Annotated in this window: 22 protein-coding genes; 8 read left to right on the top strand and 14 right to left on the bottom strand. The window is 69.6% G+C overall.

Annotated features, from left to right (window positions below; all coding sequences use genetic code 11):
* Positions 1 to 45: 45 nt before the first annotated feature.
* Positions 46 to 396, bottom strand: coding sequence for a TraR/DksA family transcriptional regulator (locus BN10_RS07895; protein ID WP_010850700.1), 351 nt, complete (start codon positions 394 to 396; stop codon positions 46 to 48).
* Between the two features lie 43 nt (positions 397 to 439).
* Here BN10_RS07895 and BN10_RS07890 point away from each other — a divergent pair, with 43 nt between their 5' ends.
* On the top strand, positions 440 to 1720 hold the full coding sequence (locus BN10_RS07890; RefSeq protein WP_010850699.1) for an HNH endonuclease signature motif containing protein: 1281 nt from the start codon (positions 440 to 442) through the stop codon (positions 1718 to 1720).
* Positions 1721 to 1726: 6 nt separating this feature from the next.
* On the opposite strand, the gene BN10_RS07885 is transcribed toward BN10_RS07890, so the two are convergent.
* From BN10_RS07885 to BN10_RS07860, 6 genes are all read right to left on the bottom strand, one after another.
* Positions 1727 to 1972, bottom strand: a complete 246-nt coding sequence (locus BN10_RS07885; protein ID WP_010850698.1) for a hypothetical protein — start codon at positions 1970 to 1972, stop codon at positions 1727 to 1729.
* A 282-nt stretch (positions 1973 to 2254) separates the two neighbouring features.
* Positions 2255 to 3196, bottom strand: coding sequence for a GTPase Era (era, locus tag BN10_RS07880; RefSeq protein WP_010850696.1), 942 nt, complete (start codon positions 3194 to 3196; stop codon positions 2255 to 2257).
* The gene (locus BN10_RS07875) at positions 3193 to 4470 is read right to left on the bottom strand and encodes a hemolysin family protein (protein WP_010850695.1); all 1278 of its coding nucleotides are present in this window, start codon (positions 4468 to 4470) and stop codon (positions 3193 to 3195) included. The genes era and BN10_RS07875 overlap by 4 nt, the downstream gene beginning before the upstream one ends.
* 12 nt (positions 4471 to 4482) lie before the next feature.
* Positions 4483 to 4947, bottom strand: a complete 465-nt coding sequence (gene ybeY, locus BN10_RS07870; RefSeq protein ID WP_010850694.1) for an rRNA maturation RNase YbeY — start codon at positions 4945 to 4947, stop codon at positions 4483 to 4485.
* Entirely contained in the window at positions 4944 to 5999 is a 1056-nt protein-coding gene (locus tag BN10_RS07865) for a PhoH family protein (protein WP_010850693.1), read from the bottom strand. Before BN10_RS07865 ends, ybeY begins: the two co-directional genes overlap by 4 nt.
* A 25-nt stretch (positions 6000 to 6024) precedes the next feature.
* Positions 6025 to 6366, bottom strand: coding sequence for a histidine triad nucleotide-binding protein (locus BN10_RS07860; RefSeq protein ID WP_010850692.1), 342 nt, complete (start codon positions 6364 to 6366; stop codon positions 6025 to 6027).
* Between the two features lie 59 nt (positions 6367 to 6425).
* Between BN10_RS07860 and BN10_RS07855 the strand changes: the two genes are divergently transcribed.
* Both BN10_RS07855 and BN10_RS07850 read left to right on the top strand, forming a co-directional pair.
* On the top strand, positions 6426 to 6950 hold the full coding sequence (locus BN10_RS07855; protein ID WP_010850691.1) for an RNA polymerase sigma factor: 525 nt from the start codon (positions 6426 to 6428) through the stop codon (positions 6948 to 6950).
* A gap of 351 nt (positions 6951 to 7301) precedes the next feature.
* Positions 7302 to 8048 (top strand): Gmad2 immunoglobulin-like domain-containing protein, encoded by a 747-nt coding sequence (locus tag BN10_RS07850; protein ID WP_010850690.1) that lies wholly within the window; start codon positions 7302 to 7304, stop codon positions 8046 to 8048.
* A gap of 3 nt (positions 8049 to 8051) precedes the next feature.
* On the opposite strand, the gene BN10_RS07845 is transcribed toward BN10_RS07850, so the two are convergent.
* The 3 genes from BN10_RS07845 to hrcA are packed head-to-tail and all read right to left on the bottom strand — an operon-like array spanning position 8052 to position 11003.
* Positions 8052 to 8795 carry a 16S rRNA (uracil(1498)-N(3))-methyltransferase gene (locus tag BN10_RS07845; RefSeq protein ID WP_010850689.1) on the bottom strand — a complete coding sequence of 248 codons (744 nt, stop codon included), beginning with the start codon at positions 8793 to 8795 and terminating at the stop codon, positions 8052 to 8054.
* A 21-nt stretch (positions 8796 to 8816) separates the two neighbouring features.
* Entirely contained in the window at positions 8817 to 9953 is a 1137-nt protein-coding gene (gene dnaJ / locus BN10_RS07840; RefSeq protein WP_010850688.1) for a molecular chaperone DnaJ, read from the bottom strand.
* Positions 9954 to 9974: 21 nt separating this feature from the next.
* Positions 9975 to 11003, bottom strand: coding sequence for a heat-inducible transcriptional repressor HrcA (gene hrcA / locus BN10_RS07835; RefSeq protein WP_010850687.1), 1029 nt, complete (start codon positions 11001 to 11003; stop codon positions 9975 to 9977).
* Between the two features lie 129 nt (positions 11004 to 11132).
* On the opposite strand from hrcA, the gene BN10_RS07830 reads away from it, so the two are divergent.
* On the top strand, positions 11133 to 12014 hold the full coding sequence (locus tag BN10_RS07830) for a DUF3097 domain-containing protein (protein WP_010850686.1): 882 nt from the start codon (positions 11133 to 11135) through the stop codon (positions 12012 to 12014).
* 101 nt (positions 12015 to 12115) lie between these two features.
* A complete protein-coding gene (locus BN10_RS07825; RefSeq protein WP_010850685.1) occupies positions 12116 to 12556 on the top strand; it encodes a DUF4870 domain-containing protein in 441 nt (146 codons plus the stop codon).
* Between the two features lie 3 nt (positions 12557 to 12559).
* Here the strand turns inward: BN10_RS07825 and BN10_RS16815 are convergent, their stop codons facing one another.
* The 3 genes from BN10_RS16815 to hemW all read right to left on the bottom strand — a co-directional run bounded on the left by BN10_RS16815 (position 12560) and on the right by hemW (position 14781).
* Positions 12560 to 12712, bottom strand: a complete 153-nt coding sequence (locus tag BN10_RS16815; RefSeq protein ID WP_156917180.1) for a DsbA family protein — start codon at positions 12710 to 12712, stop codon at positions 12560 to 12562.
* A gap of 72 nt (positions 12713 to 12784) precedes the next feature.
* The gene (locus BN10_RS07820) at positions 12785 to 13537 is read right to left on the bottom strand and encodes an SDR family oxidoreductase (RefSeq protein WP_010850684.1); all 753 of its coding nucleotides are present in this window, start codon (positions 13535 to 13537) and stop codon (positions 12785 to 12787) included.
* Between the two features lie 14 nt (positions 13538 to 13551).
* Complete coding sequence (hemW, locus tag BN10_RS07815; RefSeq protein ID WP_010850683.1) at positions 13552 to 14781, bottom strand: radical SAM family heme chaperone HemW; 1230 nt, start codon at positions 14779 to 14781, stop codon at positions 13552 to 13554.
* 26 nt (positions 14782 to 14807) lie between these two features.
* Here hemW and BN10_RS07810 point away from each other — a divergent pair, with 26 nt between their 5' ends.
* From BN10_RS07810 to BN10_RS07800, 3 genes are read left to right on the top strand one after another with little or no spacing between them, the layout of a single operon-like run.
* Positions 14808 to 15743: an ornithine cyclodeaminase family protein gene (locus tag BN10_RS07810; RefSeq protein ID WP_010850682.1), complete on the top strand. Its 936-nt coding sequence runs from the start codon at positions 14808 to 14810 to the stop codon at positions 15741 to 15743.
* Entirely contained in the window at positions 15740 to 16540 is an 801-nt protein-coding gene (locus BN10_RS07805; protein ID WP_010850681.1) for a tyrosine-protein phosphatase, read from the top strand. The genes BN10_RS07810 and BN10_RS07805 overlap by 4 nt, the downstream gene beginning before the upstream one ends.
* Position 16541: 1 nt before the next feature.
* Positions 16542 to 17006, top strand: coding sequence for an NUDIX domain-containing protein (locus BN10_RS07800; protein WP_010850680.1), 465 nt, complete (start codon positions 16542 to 16544; stop codon positions 17004 to 17006).
* On the opposite strand, the gene BN10_RS07795 is transcribed toward BN10_RS07800, so the two are convergent.
* Positions 16984 to 17451, bottom strand: a complete 468-nt coding sequence (locus BN10_RS07795; RefSeq protein ID WP_010850679.1) for a hotdog fold domain-containing protein — start codon at positions 17449 to 17451, stop codon at positions 16984 to 16986. The two genes, BN10_RS07800 and BN10_RS07795, sit on opposite strands and share 23 nt — an antisense overlap.
* Between the last annotated feature and the right edge of the window lie 22 nt (positions 17452 to 17473).

Here is a 17473-nt window from a genome sequence, read left to right as displayed (position 1 = left end):
CTAAAGAGGTGCCCGTATGCCGGTCGCTCGGCTCACGATGCGGGCTCACCGCGACCCGGATGCGTGCTCGACGCACGTCGTGGCCGTCGGGCGCACTTCGAGGCGCTCGGCCGGGATGGGCCGGAGGCAGACCGTGCAGATCCCGAAACTGCCTTCTTCGAGGCGGGTCAGCGCCTGTTCGACAGCGGTGAGCTGGGCTCGGGCGGCAGTGATGAGCGCGGTGAGTTGGGCTCGCTCGTACCCGATGGTCTGGCCCTCCGGGTCGTGTTCGTCGTCGGCGTTGGAGTCCACAGAGGCGTCGAAGATCGCGTGCAGGTCGGTCGTCATCGTCGCGATCCGCGCGGTGATCTCGTCGACCTCGCGGGTCAGCCGCTCACGTGGGGTGTCCTGCGCCATGGAGAAAGCATGGGCTGTCAGACCTCGTTCGTACAGTTGTTCCATGACAGCGATTCCCGAGGTGGTGGCTCGTGCGGCAGACGTCGGCGAGCTCCACGCGCGTGCTTGGGAGGTCTGCGCGCGACTCAATCGGGACCACGCCGAGTTGGTGGAGATCACCGCCGAGTTGATCGAAAGCGAGCTGTGGGCAGGCGTCGGCATCCGTTCCCCTGAGCACTGGTTGATCGTGCGGGCGGGCCTGTCCCCCGGCCGAGCGCGCGACATAGTCCTGTTGGCGCGCCGACGCACCGAATTGCCCGAGACGACCGAGGCGTTGATGGCCGGTCGGGTCTCCGTGGACCAGGCCGCCGTGGTGGCGCGGCATGTGCCGGCGACGCATTCGCGGGCAGCCCAGGAGCTTGCCGAGAACGCCTCCGTGACGCAGCTGAGGCGCGTTCTCCCCAGGTACTCCTTCACCGACGGCGAACCCCAGCCGAATCCCGAGCCCCTCGAGGAGGAGCCGACGCTCCAGATGGCCACGGCCGAGGGGCGCTTCACCTTGAGGTATGCGGGGCCGGCCGCGCAGGGGGCGCTCATCGAGGCAGCCATCCGCGAGGCCAAGGATCGGCTGTTCCGTGACGGACAGACCGATGCCACCTTGGCCGACGGCATGGTCGAGATCGCCAACCGCTCACTCGGGGCGATCAAGAGTTCGTCGCGCGTCGACAAGTTCCGGATCTACGTCCACCTCGACACCGAGGGCGGGTGGATTTCGCGCGGCGGTCGACTGCCCAAGCACATGGTCGACCGTCTCACCTGTGACGGCGTGCTCCAGCCCGTGTGGGAGACCGAGGGTCACCCGGTGAACGTCGGTCGCGCCCACCGGATCGTGCCACGCCGAACCCGACGCCTCGTCGAGGCCCGCGACCGCGGCTGCCGATACCCCGGCTGCTCCACGAGCGGTGGGCACGTTGAGGTCCACCACATCAGGCACTGGCGCGACGACGGGGAGAGCAACACCTGGGAGCTCGTCTGCCTCTGCGCCTTCCATCACGACGCTCACCATCGGGGTGAATTCGCGATCGCGGGAGATGCCGACGAGGGCGACGGGTTGCGGTTCACCGGACGAGGCGGCTGGTTGCTCACGCCCTTGGTTCGCTCGCTGCACAGCGTCGACGAACCGACCACCGGCCCGGACCGCACGCCACCACAGTTCCGCGGGCCGACCGGCGGACGACTCGATCGTCACCGGGTCGACCTGGCACCCAACCACGTCCGGCCGTGGCAGGCGTGGACCGACCGCGGGGACCGGGAGGCAACCGAGGACGACGCGCCGAGACCGTGAGCGGCGTCAGTTCTGAGGGTCGCGCTCCGCAGCGGCCGCTTGAAGCGCCGCGATCTCGGCTCGCGCCGCCATGACGAGTTCGGCGTTCGTGTGCGCCACACCGTGCAGTCCCCAACCGCCCTCCGACGCCTCGGTGAGCAGGACCCAGGTGCGGTCCCGGTCGAGGGCTCCGGCGTTGGTCAGCACCTGCACCCGCACGTAGGGCGAGTCGCCGTCGACGTTGGCCAGAGCCGACGCGGGGAGCTCGTGCACGAAGGCTGCCGTGTTCTTGCGGACATCGGGATGTTCGGCACCTGTTCGATGGTCATGACGGTCGTGGCCAGGTCCACGGCGAGTTGATCGGTGTCGGCGAAGGTGCAGGACGCGGCATACACGTCGATCGTCGGCGTGGAGGGTCTGCTGACCTGAGTGGGGTGGGCGAGTGAGTGAGTGAGTGAGTGAGTGAGTGAGTGACTCCGGATGAGGGTTTGCCGTGCGGCTGGGTGCCACATGTGTGTTCTCGGTGCGAGCAGGCGACCCCATCGACCGCCCGCGTCAGAAGCCCAGGCGCTGCAACTGTTTCGGATCGCGCTGCCAATCCTTGGCGACCTTGACGTGCAGGTCGAGGTGGACGCGGTGACCCAGCAGCCGCTCGATGCCCGCCCGGGCGTTCGTGCCGACCTCGCGCAACCGAGAGCCGCCACGCCCGATGATGATCGCCTTCTGCGAGTCACGCTCGACGAAGACATTGACCCGCACATCGCTCATCGGCTTGTCAGCCGGCCGATCGGGGCGGGGCACGATCTCCTCGACGACCACGGCCAACGAGTGCGGCAACTCGTCACGCACCCCCTCGAGGGCCGCCTCGCGGACCAACTCGGCGATCATGACCAACTCCGGCTCGTCGGTGATGACACCTTCGGGATAGAGGGGGCCCGGCGAGCTCGGCAGGTGCGAGGCGAGCACTGCGGCCACCGTGTCGACCTGGTCGCCGGAGGTCGCCGAGCACGGCACGATGTCGGCCCAGTCCCCCAACTGGTCGACGGCGATGAGGTGCTCGGCCAAGCGCTTGCGATCGACCCGGTCGCTCTTGGTCGCGATCGCCACGACGGGTGTCCGCTTGGCCCGGCGCAACTCGGCGAGTTCGGCGGCGATGAACTGGTCCCCGGGGCCCACCCGCTGGTCGGCCGGCAGGCAGAACCCGATGACGTCGACGTCGAGCAGTGTCTCGCGCACGAGGTCGTTGAGCCGCTCGCCCAGAAGGGTCCGGGGCTTGTGGAGCCCCGGCGTGTCGACGAGGATCAGTTGGCTGGTCGCCGAGGTGACGATCCCACGGATTGTGTGCCGGGTCGTCTGTGGCTTCGACGACGTGATCGCGACCTTCTCCCCCACCAGGGCGTTGGTCAGCGTCGACTTGCCCGCGTTCGGGCGGCCGATGAGGCAGGCGAACCCCGCGGCATACGGCTCGGCGGGTGGCGTGGGTGGCACCCCGGTCATCGGTCGTCCTCCTCGTCCTCGACCTCGGGCAGTCGCTCGATGATGACGGTCGCGATGCGGTGCCGTCGACCCTCCATCCGCTCGGCGGTGAGCTTGAGCCCGGCGATCTCGGCCGTCGAACCCAGGATCGGCACGCGCCCGCCGAGTTTGGCGATGAGCCCCCCGACGGTGTCCACCTCGTCGTCCTCGATCGCGACCCCCAGGTGATCCGCCAGGTCGTCGATGTCCATCGTCGCGTCCACCCGCCACGTGCCGTCCTCGAGGGCCTCGATGGCTGGGTCCTCACGGTCGTACTCGTCGGCGATCTCACCGACGATTTCCTCGAGGATGTCCTCGATGGTGACCAGGCCAGCCGTGCCGCCGTACTCGTCGACGACGATCGCGACGTGCACCCGGTCGCGCTGCATCTCCTTGAGCAGGTCATCGGCCGGCTTGCTGTCCGGCACATACGCGGCCGGCCGCATCACCTCCTCCACCGGGACGGTCGCCCCGGCCGGATCATGGGTGACCCGCCGCGCGACGTCCTTGAGGTAGAGCATCCCGATGATGTCGTCAGTGTCCTCACCAACCACCGGGATCCGCGAGTAGCCCGACCGCAGAAGCAGATTCAAGCCCTGACGGCAGGTCTTGTCGCGATCGATGACCACCATGTCGGTGCGCGGAACCATCACTTCCCGGGTGATCGTGTCCCCGAGGTCGATGACGCTGTGGATCATCCGTCGCTCGTCGGCCTCGATGAGTTCACTGTCGCTCGCGACGTCGACGAGGGCACGCAACTCGGACTCGCTCGCGAACGGTCCGTCGCGAAAACCCTTGCCCGGCGTCACCGCATTGCCGATCAGAACGAGCAGCGCCGACACCGGTCCGAGCACCCGGCGCAGCCACACTGCCACTGGAGCGGCGACGAGTGCATAGCGACCACTGTTCTGCGCGCCGATGGTCCGCGGGGACACCCCGACGACGACGAACGACACGACCGTCATGATCGCGATCGCCAACGCGAAACTCGACCACGTCTGATCGACCTCGTTGACGACGACGAAGGTCACCATGACGGCGGCGGTCACCTCTCCGAGCACACGGATGAAGGACAGGAGTGCCACGTATGCCGCGCGGTCACCGACCACCTTGACGAGCGACTTCGACCCCGGTCGTTCCTCAGTGAGCAGTTCGTGGGCACGCACCGTCGAGACGCGACCCAGCGCGGCCTCGCCGGCGGCCGCGAGGAAGGCCAGCGCGACGGCCACGACGGCCAGGATGACGAGGCGGGTCAACGGATGGCCCGGTCAGACCGGTCGGCCACGGCCGGCGAGGAAGGTGAGCAGCAGGGTGCGCTGCAGGTCGAACATCTCCTTCTCCTCCTCGGGCTCGGCGTGGTCGAAGCCCAGCAGGTGCAGGATGCCGTGGGTCGTGAGCAGCAGGAGTTCCTCTTCGAGGGCGTGACCGGCCTCCATCGCCTGCTTCTGCGCGACCGAGGGGCACAGCACGATGTCACCCAGGATCCCCTCCTCGGGGTCTTCGCCTTCGTGCCCCGGCGTCAGCTCGTCCATCGGGAAACTCATGACGTCGGTGGGGCCCGGCAGGTCCATCCATTGCACGTGCAGGGTCGTCATGGCCTCCTCGTCGACCAGGCGGACGCACAGATCAGCGCCGGGATGGACGCGCATCTGCTCCATGACGAAGCGCGAGCACGCCACCAGCTCCAGCTCGTCGAGGTCAAAGGTCGTCTCGTTGAGGACGTCGATGCTCATCGGCGGTCCTTGTCCGGGCGACCCCTGGATCCTCGCCGCTCACGTTCGTCCCATTCGCCGTAGGCATCGACGATTGCGCCCACGAGCCGGTGGCGCACCACGTCCTCGGCCGTCAACTCACTGAAATGGATGTCCTCGACACCCGCGAGAATGTCGCGCACGACCCGGAGGCCCGAGCGCGCGCCACCGGGCAGATCGACCTGCGTCACGTCGCCGGTGACCACCATCTTGGAGCCGAAGCCGAGTCGCGTCAGGAACATCTTCATCTGCTCGGGCGTGGTGTTCTGCGCCTCGTCCAACACGATGAACGAACTGTTCAACGTCCTCCCACGCATGTAAGCCAGCGGCGCCACCTCGATCGTGCCGGCCGCGAGCAGTCGGGGGATCGAGTCCGGGTCCACCATGTCGTGGAGGGCGTCATACAGCGGCCGCAGATAGGGGTCGATCTTGTCGGTGAGCGTGCCGGGCAGGAAGCCCAGCCGCTCCCCCGCCTCGACCGCCGGCCGAGTCAGGATGATCCGGTTGACCTGCTTGGCCTGCAGCGCCGCGACCGCCTTGGCCATGGCCAGATAGGTCTTGCCCGTGCCCGCCGGCCCGATCCCGAAGACGATGGTGTTCTCGTCGATCGCATCGACATACTGCTTCTGGCCCAGCGTCTTCGGGCGGATCGTCCGCCCCCGGTTGGACACGATGTTCATCGTCAGGACGTCCGCGGGCCGCTCGTTCGTCTGGGCGCGCAACATCTTGATCGAGTGCTCGACAGCGTCCCGATTGAGCGGCTGACCTGCGTCGATGACCGCCAGCAACTCGTCGACCAGACGCTCGACGAGGGCGATGTCGGCGCTCGGGCCGCTCACCCGGATCTCGTTGCCGCGCACGTGGATGTCGGTGTGCGGGAAGGCCCGCTCCATGGTGCGCAGCAACTCGTCGCGAGGACCCAACAGGGCGACCATCGAGACGTCATCGGGCACGACCACGGTGTGCTGGGGGACGCGAGAGGAAGCGCCCTCGGTGACCGAGGGCGCCGGACTGGTGCTGGAGGGTTCGGACATGTTGGCACCAGTCTACGGCGGAGGGTCAGCCCGGCGGCCACTCCATTGTCCGGCCGCCAAGGACGTGCAGGTGCGCGTGGAAGACCGTCTGGCCGGCCTGCGCGCCCGTGTTGAAGACGAGTCGGTAGCCGTCGACGAGTCCGTCCTGACGCGCCGCTGCCCGGGCCAGCAGCACCAGGTCTGCCAACTCCTCGGCGCTGGCCTTGGCGAGTTCGCCGGCGTTCTCGACATGTCGCTTCGGCACGACGAGCACATGGGTCGGGGCCTGCGGGTTGATGTCGCGGAAGGCCAGGCTGTGCTCGCTCTCGGCGACGACATCGGGCACGATCTCCCGCGCCACGAACTTGCAGAAGAGGCAGTCGCTCATTTCTCCACCCTAGGGGTGTCAACCGAGCGGCACACCCGCGCGTCTCTAGGGTCATGGGAATGAAGGTGGTCGCCGAGCGCGCAGCCGACGAGGCCGTGCGTGGCCTGTATGCCGCGCAGTGGGTTCCCATGGTCCGCCTCGCCACGATGCTGCTGCGGGACCAGTCCCGAGCCGAGGACATCGTGCAGGAGGCCTTCATCGGGTTGCACCGTCGCTGGGACAGCGTCGACGAGGGCAGCCCCACGGCATACCTGCGACGAAGCGTCGTCAATGGTGTGCGCAGTGCCCAACGCCACGACGTCGTGGTGCATCGTCACCTGCGCGCCGAGGCATCGGATCCCACGGTGGCCACGACGACCCCCGGCGCGGACACCCTCGCCATCACCCGGAGTCGGCATGACCAGCTTCTCGCCGCCCTGGACTCGCTGCCCGAACGACAGCGCGAGGTCCTCACGCTGCGGTACTGGAACGACCTGACCGAGACCGAGATCGCCGACGCCCTGGGCATCAGCCAGGGCTCGGTCAAGACACACGCCCACCGCGCACTCGCGGCCCTCGCCGCCCGCCGGGAGGAACTGACATGAACACCGACAACCACCACGACCACGGGGCCCTCGAGAACGAGCTGCGGGCCGCCCTCGCGCACCGCGCAGAGCAGGTCAGGCCGTCGGACCGCTGGGAGGAGATCGCCATGACCACCGCCAAGGCCCCCACCACGACCCGCCGCTGGCCGATCGTGCTCCTGGCCGCGGCCGCCGTGTTGGCCGGCCGTCGTCGCCGGGACGTGGTTCCTCCGTCCGCAGGCGACGCCAACCGTTCCCGCGACACCGTCACCGACGGCGAGCGCCACCGACGCGTCGCCCTCACCCAGTGCGAGTCCCTCGGCGACGCCCAGTGGAACCCCGTCGACCTCCGAGACCGGCTTCGGTGGCACCGTGCCGGTCTACTACATCGCTCCCGAGGCGCTGGGCTGGCCCGAGTCCGGCCTGGGTCTGCGCCGGGTCTGGGTGCCGGCCGAAACACCCGACACACCGGCGGCGAAGGCGAAGGCGGCCCTGGTGATCGCCCTGGGACGCCCGACGGCGACCGAGGGCCAGATCAAGGCGTGGGACGGGGTGTCCCTCTCGAACATCGTCATCGACAGCGACCGCATCACGGTCACCCTGAGCGGCGCTCCCTCGGCCGACATCGCCGACAACATTGCCGGGCTGGCTGTGCAGCAACTCGTGTGGACCGCCCAGGCCGCCGTCGGCCAGGGCAACCTCCCGGTGCAGTTGACGACGACCGATGGTGCATCACGGCTCTGGACGGTGGACATCTCGGCGCCCTTCACCCGTCCGGCCCGAGCACAGCAGTACACCGTGCTGACCGATCTGTGGATCACCGAGCCCAGCTACCCCGAGGGCGGCACCGCCGTCGTTCCGGCGGGCCGGCCCCTCAAGATCTCCGGGGAGGCCACAGTCTTCGAGGCCAACGTCCAGTGGCAGCTCAGCGACGCGACCGGACACGTGGTCGACCAGGGCTTCGTCACCGCCAGCGCCGGGGCGCCGGACCGTGGGACCTTCGACATCTCGGTGACGATCCCCGACGCAGGTGAGTACGTGCTCAAGGCGTTCGCGGTGTCGATGAAGGACGGCGCGGGTGAGGTCGCCAACGACTCGGTCTCCTTGACCGTGCGCTGACGGTCAGCGCCAGGGGCCGGCCGCGTTCAGGACGGCGAGCGCGGCCGGGCCGGCGCTGCTCGATCGCAGGACGGTGCTCCCCAAGCGCACGGGGCGTGCCCCGGCTGAGCAGAGGCGCTCGACCTCGGCGGGGGTGACGCCGCCCTCGGGCCCGACGATGACGAAGACCTCACCGGCGCTCGGGAGGGTGAGCCCCGCGAGGGGCTCGCTCGCGTGCTCCAGCAGCAGGTATGCCGCGGCCGCACCTGCGATGCGCCCGGCGAGCTGGGTGGTGGTCATCGCCTCACCCAGGAGGGGGCGGCGTGACCGGCGGGACTGCTTGGTGGCGGCGAGGAGGACTTGGTCCCATTTGCGGCGGGCCTTCTCGCCGCGTTCTCCGCGCCACTGCACGATGCTCCGGTCGGCCTGCCACGGGATGACCTCGTCGACCCCGAGTTCGGTGGCGGCCTCGATCGCCTGGTCGTCGCGATCGTTCTTGGCCAAGGCCTGGACCAGCACGAAACGCGGTGACGGCTCCGGCATGAGGTCAATGGACTCGACCACGACCGTCAGCCTCTGCGGGCTCGCGTCGAGTACGGCTCCCGTCACGAGGACGCCAGCACCGTCGGCGACCAGAACCTGATCACCGACAGCGGTTCGGCGCACCGTCACCGCGTGTCGGGCCTCGGGGCCGGTCACGTCGACGCGGCTGCCGACAACCGCCGTGGCCAGCGCCCCAGGATCGGTGAGGTAGAGCGGCAGGGTCATCGCGGCATACCTCGTATGGGGTCAGCGGACCTTGAAGGCGTCGCGGAGCTTGCCGAAGAGCCCGGCTTCCGCCGGGCTGGCGACCTTGCCGTTGGGCTTCTCCTCGCCGCGCAACTCGGCGAGCTGGCGCAGCAGCGCCTCCTGCTCGGGGGTCAGCCGCGTCGGGGTCTGGACGAGGAGGTGGACGGTGAGGTCGCCGCGGGTGTTCTGGCGCAGGTGGGTGACGCCGAGACCGCGCAAGGTCACGGTGTCGCCGGACTGGGCGCCGACGCGGACGTCGACCTCGCGGGCGCCGTCGAGGGTTTCGAGTGGAATGGCCGCCCCCAGGGCAGCCGCCGTCATCGGGACCTCGAGCGTCGCGTGCAGGTCATCGCCTCGGCGCTGGAACATCGGGTGGCTGCGCACCGCGATCTCGACATAGAGGTCGCCGGCAGGGCCGTTGCCATGCCCGACCTCGCCCTCCCCCGTGAGCTGGATGCGCGTGCCGGTGTCGACGCCCGCGGGCACCTTGATCGTCAGGGTGCGGCGATGACGGATGCGGCCGTCGCCGGAGCATTCGCGGCAGGGGTCGGGGATGACGGTGCCGAAACCCTGGCAGGTCAGGCACGGGCGGGTCGTCATGACCTGGCCGAGGAAGCTGCGCTGCACCTGTTGGATCTCGCCGGCTCCCTTGCACACATCACAGGTGCGGGGCGTGGTGCCCGGAGCGCATCCGTCGCCGTGACAGGTCGGGCAGCCGACGGCGGTGTCAATGACGAGGTCCGCATTGCCACCGAACACGGCCTGGGACAGGTCGATGTCGAGCGGCACGAGGGCATCCTGGCCGCGCATCATGCGCGGCCGCGGACCGCGCGTCCCGCGGGCCGCACCAGCGCCACCGAAGAAGGCATCGAAGAGGTCGCTGGCGGAGAAGGAGAAGCCCGGGCCGAAACCGGCGGCAGCATCGGCATAGGGGTCAGCACCCATGTCGTACTGCCGGCGCTTGTCGACGTCCGAGAGCACGTCGTAGGCCTGGGAGACCTTCTTGAACTGCTCCTCGGCCTCCGGGCCGGGATTGACGTCCGGGTGGAGCTTGCGGGCGGCCTTGCGGTAGGCGCGCTTGATCTCCTCCGCGCTCGCGTCGCGGGACACGCCGAGCTCGGCGTAGTAGTCGTTCACTCAGGTTCCTTTGTGGCGGTTTCAGCGATCCAGGATGCGGCTGACATAGGTGGCGACGGCACGGACGGCGGCCATCGTCGTGGGGTAGTCCATGCGGGTCGGGCCGACGACCCCGAGCCCGGCCACGAGGTCGCTGCCGCTGCCGTAGCCGGTGGACACCATCGACGTGGCGTGCAGGCCGGCATGGGGGTTCTCGTGGCCGATACGGACGGCGAGCGCACCCTGCTCGCTGGCCGTGCCCAAGAGCTTGAGGAGGATCACGTGCTCCTCCAGGGCCTCGAGGACCGGGCCCAGGCTGGTCGTGAATTCGGCGCCGTGCCTGGCCAGGTGCGAGGTGCCGGCGACGACCACGCGCTCCTCGCGCTCTTCGACCAGGGCATCGGCAAGGGCCGTGGCGATGGTGCGGGTCAGCGTCGCATCGCTGTCGGACAGGCGGGTGGGCAGCTCTGCCAGGCCGGCGGCCGCTTCGGCGAGGGTGGCACCGGAGGCCACCGATCCGACGTCGGCGCGCACGCGCGCCATGAGGTCCTCGCCGGCCGGGGAGAGCAGGTCGACCTCGCTGGCGACGATGCGCTGCTCGACCCGACCGGTCGTGGTGATGAGCACGACGAGGAGACGATCAGCGGCGATCGGGACGAGCTCGATGTGGCGCACCGACGACCGCGTCAACGAGGGGTACTGGACGAGCGCGACCTGACGCGTCAGCGTCGACAGGAGGCGGACCGTGCGCTCGACGACGTCATCGAGATCGACGGCGGTGTCGAGGAAATGGCTGATGGCCCGGCGCTCGGCCACGCTCATGGGCTTGATGGCCGCGAGCTTGTCGACGAAGAGTCGGTACCCGGCATCGGTGGGGATCCGACCGGCGCTCGTGTGGGGGGCTGCAATGAGGCCCTCCTCCTCGAGGACAGCCATGTCGTTGCGGATCGTCGCGGCAGAGACACCGAGGTGATGGCGGTCGAGCAGTGCCTTGGATCCGACCGGCTCCGAGGTGTCGACATAGTCCTGGACGATGGCACGCAGCACGGCCAAGCGGCGCTCCTCGCTCATGCCTGCCCTCCTCGTCCGGTCCTCAACCCTGCTTGCTGGCACTCTCCCTGCCTGAGTGCCAATCCTAACGCGGTGCGGTCGGCGTGCCGTTCCCGCGCGCGGCGAGTGCGCGACCTACCGTGGCTGACCGTGACCGATCGTTATGGCCGTGACGTGCTCGCCGGTGACTGGCGGGCCCCCGCCCGCGGTCGATCCCGGCCGGTCCCGGCCGAGACGGGTCTGGTCGTCGAGGACGCGACCACCGGTTGGGTCGGTGCCGTCGTGCGCGTCGAGAAGGCCGGCGGCCAGCACGTCGTGCACCTCGAGGACCGGCACGGCCGCCTCAAGGGGTTCCAGCTCGGGGCGGGCTTCCTCGTCGACGGCAGGCCGGTCGTGCTCACGCCACCAGAGGCCGCCCAGCAGGCGCGGCTGGCGGCCGCGAGGGCGGCGACGGCCCGCACGGCGTCGGGGTCGCGAGCCGTCCAGGGCGTCAAGGCGAAGGTCGCGAGCGGGTCGCGCATCTTCGTCGAGGGCCGCCACGACGCCGAACTCGTCGAGAAGGTCTGGGGCCACGACCTGCGCGTCGAGGGGGTCGTCGTCGAGATGCTCGACGGAGTCGACGACCTCGAGTCTGCCATCCGGGACTTCTCCCCCGGTCCGGGCCGCCGGATGGGCGTGCTGGTCGACCATCTGGTGCCGGGCACCAAGGAGTCGGCGGTCGTCGCGAGGGCAGCCACCCTCCAGCCGTATGCCGCGCATGTCCTGGTCGTCGGCCATCCCTACGTGGACGTCTGGCAGTCGGTGCGCCCGGAGCGGTTGGGCTGGCAGCAGTGGCCGGTCATCCCGCGAGGCACATCCTGGAAGCACGGGATCCTGCGCGAGTTGGGCTGGCCGCACGCGACCCAGGCGGACGTGGCTCACGGTTGGAAGCGAATTCTCGGGACCGTGCGGACCTACGCCGACCTCGAGCCCTCCCTGCTCGCCCGGGTGGAGGAACTGATCGACTTCGTCACGGCTCCGGCAGCACCCTGACCGGTCCCTGAACCCACCCCGAAGCGGGGAACGAAAGGTCCCCCGGCGTGCTTCCATGGAGGGCAGGGAGCACCACTGACCACCACCCCAGGGAGAACACCATGAGCACATCACCCAACCAGCCGTTCGAGCCGGCCGAGTCGCAGGGCACCATCCCGCCGCAGGCCGCCCACTACGGGCAGGCGCCCGCCCAACTGTCACCGGAGACCGAGAAGCAGATCGGTGCGCTCGCGCACGGCGTCGGCGCCGCCGCGACCTTCTTCTCCGGCGGCACGCTCGGCTTCGTCGCCGCGCTCGTCATGTACTTCATCTACCGCGACCGCGGACCCTTCGTCCGCTCGCACGTCGCGAATGCGCTGAACGTTCAGATCATGATCGGCATCGGCCTGATCATCTCGGCGCTGCTGATGATCATCCTCGTCGGGTTCATCACCTACCCGATCGTGTGGATCGTCGGCATCGTGCTCCACGTCGTCGGCGCCGTGAAGGCGATGAACGGTGAGTACTGGAAGCCGCCGATGACCCCCGACTTCGTGAAGTGAGGCTCAGCGGCCACCGTGGTCCTCGAGCGCAGCGATCAGCGTCGCTGCGTCATGGGGCCCGGTGTGCCGCTGCGTGCCGACGAAGAAGGTCGGCGTCCCCCGGGCACCGCTGGCCTCGGCGCTGAAGGTGTCGGCCTGCAGGGCCAACAGAGTCACGCCCTGAGCAGTGCCGCGCTGCCGGCCTCGGTGTGCAGGACGTGGCGGATCCTCGACCAGGACAGGGTCACGTCAGACGCCGCCTCGCAGGAGCACCCCTCCGTCGAGAACGAGCGTCTGGCCGGTCACCCAGGCCGCGTCGTCGCTGAGCAGGTAGGCGACCGCACCGGCGATGTCCTCCGGGCGCCCGAGCCTTTTCAGCGGGTACGGCGCCGACACCTGCTCCTCGCGTCCCTCGTAGAGCGCCTTGGCGAACTTCGTCTTCACCACGGCGGGGGCGACCGCGTTCACCCGGATCGTCGGGCCGAGTTCGACGGCGAGTTCTTCGGTGAGGTGGATGAGCATCGCCTTGGAAGCCCCGTAGAAGGCGATGCCGGGGGCGGGGCGCACACCGGCGACGGAGGCGACGTTGACGATCGAACCACCCCGCTCGGCCAGGCCATCGGCGTGGAGTTTCTGCACCCAGGCCAGGGCCGCCAGGCAGTTCGTCTCGACGATCCTGCGGGCGGCGTCCAGGTCGAGGTCCATGAGGGGGCCGAAGACCGGATTGATGCCGGTGTTGTTGACCATGAGGGTCACCGGCCCGAAGGCTTCGGTCGCCGTCGCGATCACCTCGTCCTGGTGGGCCGGGTCATCGGCCGATCCCGCGACGAAACGCGCCTTGTCGGGCCCCCCGAGGGCTTCGACGGCCTCCTCGAGTGCTTCGGGCCTGCGGGCCGTGATGACGACGTGGGCGCCCTCGGCCACGAGGCGCTTGGCGATGGCCAGGCCGATTCCTCGGCTGGCTCCGGTGACGATGGCAGTCTGGTCGGTCAGTCGCGTCATGGAGGCGAGCCTAATCAGGTGGCCAGCAGGGCGTGGACGACAGTGTCCGCGAGGAGCCGACCCCGGCGGGTGAGGACCAGTCGGCGGTCAGTCAGGGCGAGCTGGCCATCGACGAGCCCGTCGCCGATGAGTTCACCGACCCGCAGTCTTGCCTGCGCGCCCAGGCCGTCGATCGGCAGACCGTTTGCCAGGCGGATGCCGAGGAGAACACGCTCATCGTCCCGCTGCTCAACCGTCAGCGTCTCGCGAGCGGCCGCCGGGGAGTCGCCCGAAGCCAGCCGCGCGGCATACGCGCTGGGATGCTTGACGTTCCACCAGCGCACGCCCCCGACATGCGAATGCGCGCCCGGCCCGATCCCCCACCAGTTCGCGCCTGACCAATAGTGCAGATTGTGTCGGCATCGATCGGTCGGGGTGCGGGCCCAGTTGCTGATCTCGTACCACCCGTAGCCCGCGGCGGCGAGGCGTTCGTCGACGAGCGCGTACTTGTCGGCCTCGTCGTCAGGATCCGGCGCGGGGTGGACGCCTCGGCGCACCTGGGCGGCGAGCTTGGTGCCCTCTTCGACCGTGAGCGCATAGGCCGAGAGGTGTTCGGGCGCGAGGGCGAGGGCAGCGTCGACGGACGTCGCCCAGTCACCCGTGGACTCCCCCGGCGTGCCGTAGATGAGATCGAGGCTCACGGCGAGCCCCGCGGCTCGGGCGGCGGCCACCGCTCGCTCGACATTCGCCGGGTCGTGGGTGCGGTCGAGGGTGGCGAGGACGTGAGGCACAGCGGACTGCACACCGAAGGACACGCGGGTGAACCCGTTCTCCCGCAACGTTTCCAGGTATGCCGCGTCGACCGAATCAGGATTGGCCTCGGTCGTCACCTCGGCGCCCGGAGCAAGCCCGAACGTCTCTCGTATGCCGCGCAGCAAACCGGTGAGGTCGGCCGCGGGAAGCATCGTGGGGGTGCCGCCGCCGAAGAACACGGTGTCGACGGGCGGCACGTCCGGTCCGAGCACGCGGTCGGCGAGGGCGAGCTCGCGCTGGGCAGAGTCGACGTACGTGGCCGGCGACCGCTCGGACCCGAGCTCGCCGAGCGTGTAGGTGTTGAAGTCGCAATAGCCGCAGCGGACCCGACAGAAGGGAACGTGGACGTAGACGGCCAGCGGACGGCGAGGGAGATGCGTCAGCGCCGACGCCGGAAGCTGCCCGGTGGGCGGCGCGGGGTCACCCTCGGGGAGTTGCGGCACACCCGTCATCCTCCCACCGCGGCTAGGTTGGGCGGGTGCGAGTGCTGACCGACGACGACGTGCGCGCGGCCCTGCCTTCGTGGGATGAGCTTCTCGACCTCGCCGAGGAGGCGCTGGTGGCGCTCGCCGAGGGCCGTGCCGAGGCACCGCCGAAGCCGGCGGTCCACACGGCTCCGGGGATGTTCGCGAACGCCATGCCAGCGGCGCACCCAGAGCGAAATCTGTTGGGCTGCAAGTGGATCAGTGTCGTTCCGGACAATCCGGTCCGGGGGCTACCCACGGCGACGGGGGTCATGATCGTCAATGACGGCACGACCGGAGAGCCCACGTGCCTCATGCCCGCGACGGAACTCACGGCCGTGCGGACAGCCGCCGTCACCGGCGCCTGCGTCCGGGCCCTGGCCGGCGACGACCCGATCACCTACCTCGGCGCCGGCAGCCAGGCACGCTCGCACGTGGCGATGCTCGCCGCTCTGGGGCGTCGCGAGGTGACCGTGTGGGCACGCCGCGCCTCGGCGCTGCGCGAGCTCACCGAATGGGCGCGATCGGGGGCGCCGGGGCTGACGATCCTGTCGGCGTCGTCGAGGGAGGCCGCGGTCCGCGATGCCGGGACGATCATCACCGGACTGTCGATCGGCCTCACCGACACGCGGCTGCCCGTCACTCTCCCCCGGTCTGACGCCCTGATGTTGCCTCTGGACTATGCGAGTTCGATCGGACCGGACCTCGCCGAGACCGCGACCTTGGCGGCTGACGACATGCGCCAGTTCGAGGCGGTGCGCGCCGATCGGGCCAAGCTGGGCGCCTACCCACGGGCCACGGCGTGGACGGGGCACCTGCTCGGGCAGTCGCGCCCGCGAGGTCGGGTCGTCATCGCCAATCTCGGCAGCGGCGCGAGCGACCTGCTGGTCGCGGACGCGATCGCCACGCGAGCGCAGTCCGCCGGGCTCGGGACGGAGGTGGCCCTGTGACCCAGGGTCGAGAGGGGAACGCCGCCCGGTGGATCGACCTCGAGGGCGTCGTCAACATGCGCGACGTCGGCGGACTGCCGACCCGTGATGGTGGGCGGACGGCATACGGCCGGTTGATCCGCTCCGACAACCTTCAGGACCTCACCGACGCCTCGGTGACCCGACTGGTCGGCGAACTCGGCGTCACCGACATCGTCGACCTGCGCAGCGAGACCGAGATGCACCTGACCGGGCCCGGCCCGCTGCGGGAGATCGAGTCGCTCACCCATCACCACCACTCCCTCGTGGAGACGCGTCCGACCGATGACGTGGCGGCCACGATGGCCTCGGCCCTCGTCGTCCACCCTGCAGCACCCGGCACGCGGGATGCGGACTACTGGACCGCGCACTACCGGACCTATCTCGATCGGCGCGGCCCGGCCATCGCCGACGCCCTCGCGGTCATCGCGGGCGCTCGGGGCGCCGCCGTCGTGCACTGCGCTGCCGGCAAGGACCGGACGGGCACCGTGGTCGCCCTGGCGCTGGACGTCGCAGGGGTCCCGCACGACGTCATCGCCGACGACTACGCCCTCACCGCCCTGCGGCTGCCCGCGATCATCGAGCGCCTCATGGCCCACGACTTCTACGGCGACACGCTGGCCACGCAACGGCCGAGCGACCAGATCCCCCATGCCGAGACCATGCTGGCCATCCTCGCCGATCTCGGCGAGCGCCACGGTGGGACACGGGCGTGGCTGCGCTCCCGTGGGTGGTCCGGGGGCGACGTCGAGCAGTTGCGCACCCGGCTGGTCGACTGACATGCGGCACAGCGCCGGGGTGATGCCCTGTCGGGTCGGTCACGACGGTGATCTCGAGGTCTTCCTCGTGCACATGGGCGGACCCTTCTGGGCCCGCAAGGATGAGGGCGCCTGGAGCATCACCAAGGGTGAGTACGACCCGGAGACCGAGGAGCCCCGTGCGACGGCACGGCGCGAGTTCGCCGAGGAGGTCGGGCGAGCGGTGCCCGAGGGTCAGTGGGTCGATCTCGGCGAGACGCGGCACAGTGGCAAGGTCGTCACTGCGTATGCCGTGTGGGCCACCGAGTCACTGGAATGGCTGCGCAGCAACGAGATCGAGATCGAGTGGCCCCCGCGATCGGGTCGCACGATGTCGATTCCCGAAGTCGATCGCGGTGAGTGGATGAGTCTGGAACGAGCGCGTGAGCGCCTGGTCAAGGGCCAGCGGGTCTTCCTCGACCGGCTCAGCGCTGCGGCTTGTCCGTGACGTGCAGCGGGATGACACCCTCGACGACGACTTCCCCGTCGGTGCGGATCGCACGGACCCGCACACGCACTTCGTTCACATCGTCGGCCCAGTCGCTCGGGTCCGTCGCGGCGATGCAGAGCAGGTCGGTCGTCGACTTCGCGAGATAGGCGACCTCCAGGCCCTTGGGCAGCCAGCGCCGGTGGCTGGGGATGGTCGCCTCGGCGAGCAGCCCCATCGCGGCCTCCAGGCCATTGCACACGGCGATGGCGTGCACGGTGCCGATGTGGTTGTGGACCGCCTTGCGGTTGGCGATCGTCAACTCGACGTGGTTGGGCCGCACCTCACGCACGAGCGGGCGCACCGTGCGGAAGTAAGGCGCCTTGCGCGCGAACATGATCGAGAACATCCGCTTGCCCTGCGGGAACGTGGCGAGCTTGCGGTAGAGCGCATAGGTCTGAGTCACCCCGTGATGTTACTCATCGGTA

Source organism: Phycicoccus elongatus Lp2, assembly GCF_000367525.1.
GTDB classification, from domain to species: domain Bacteria; phylum Actinomycetota; class Actinomycetes; order Actinomycetales; family Dermatophilaceae; genus Phycicoccus_A; species Phycicoccus_A elongatus.
This window is presented reverse-complemented; position numbering and strand designations above follow the sequence as displayed.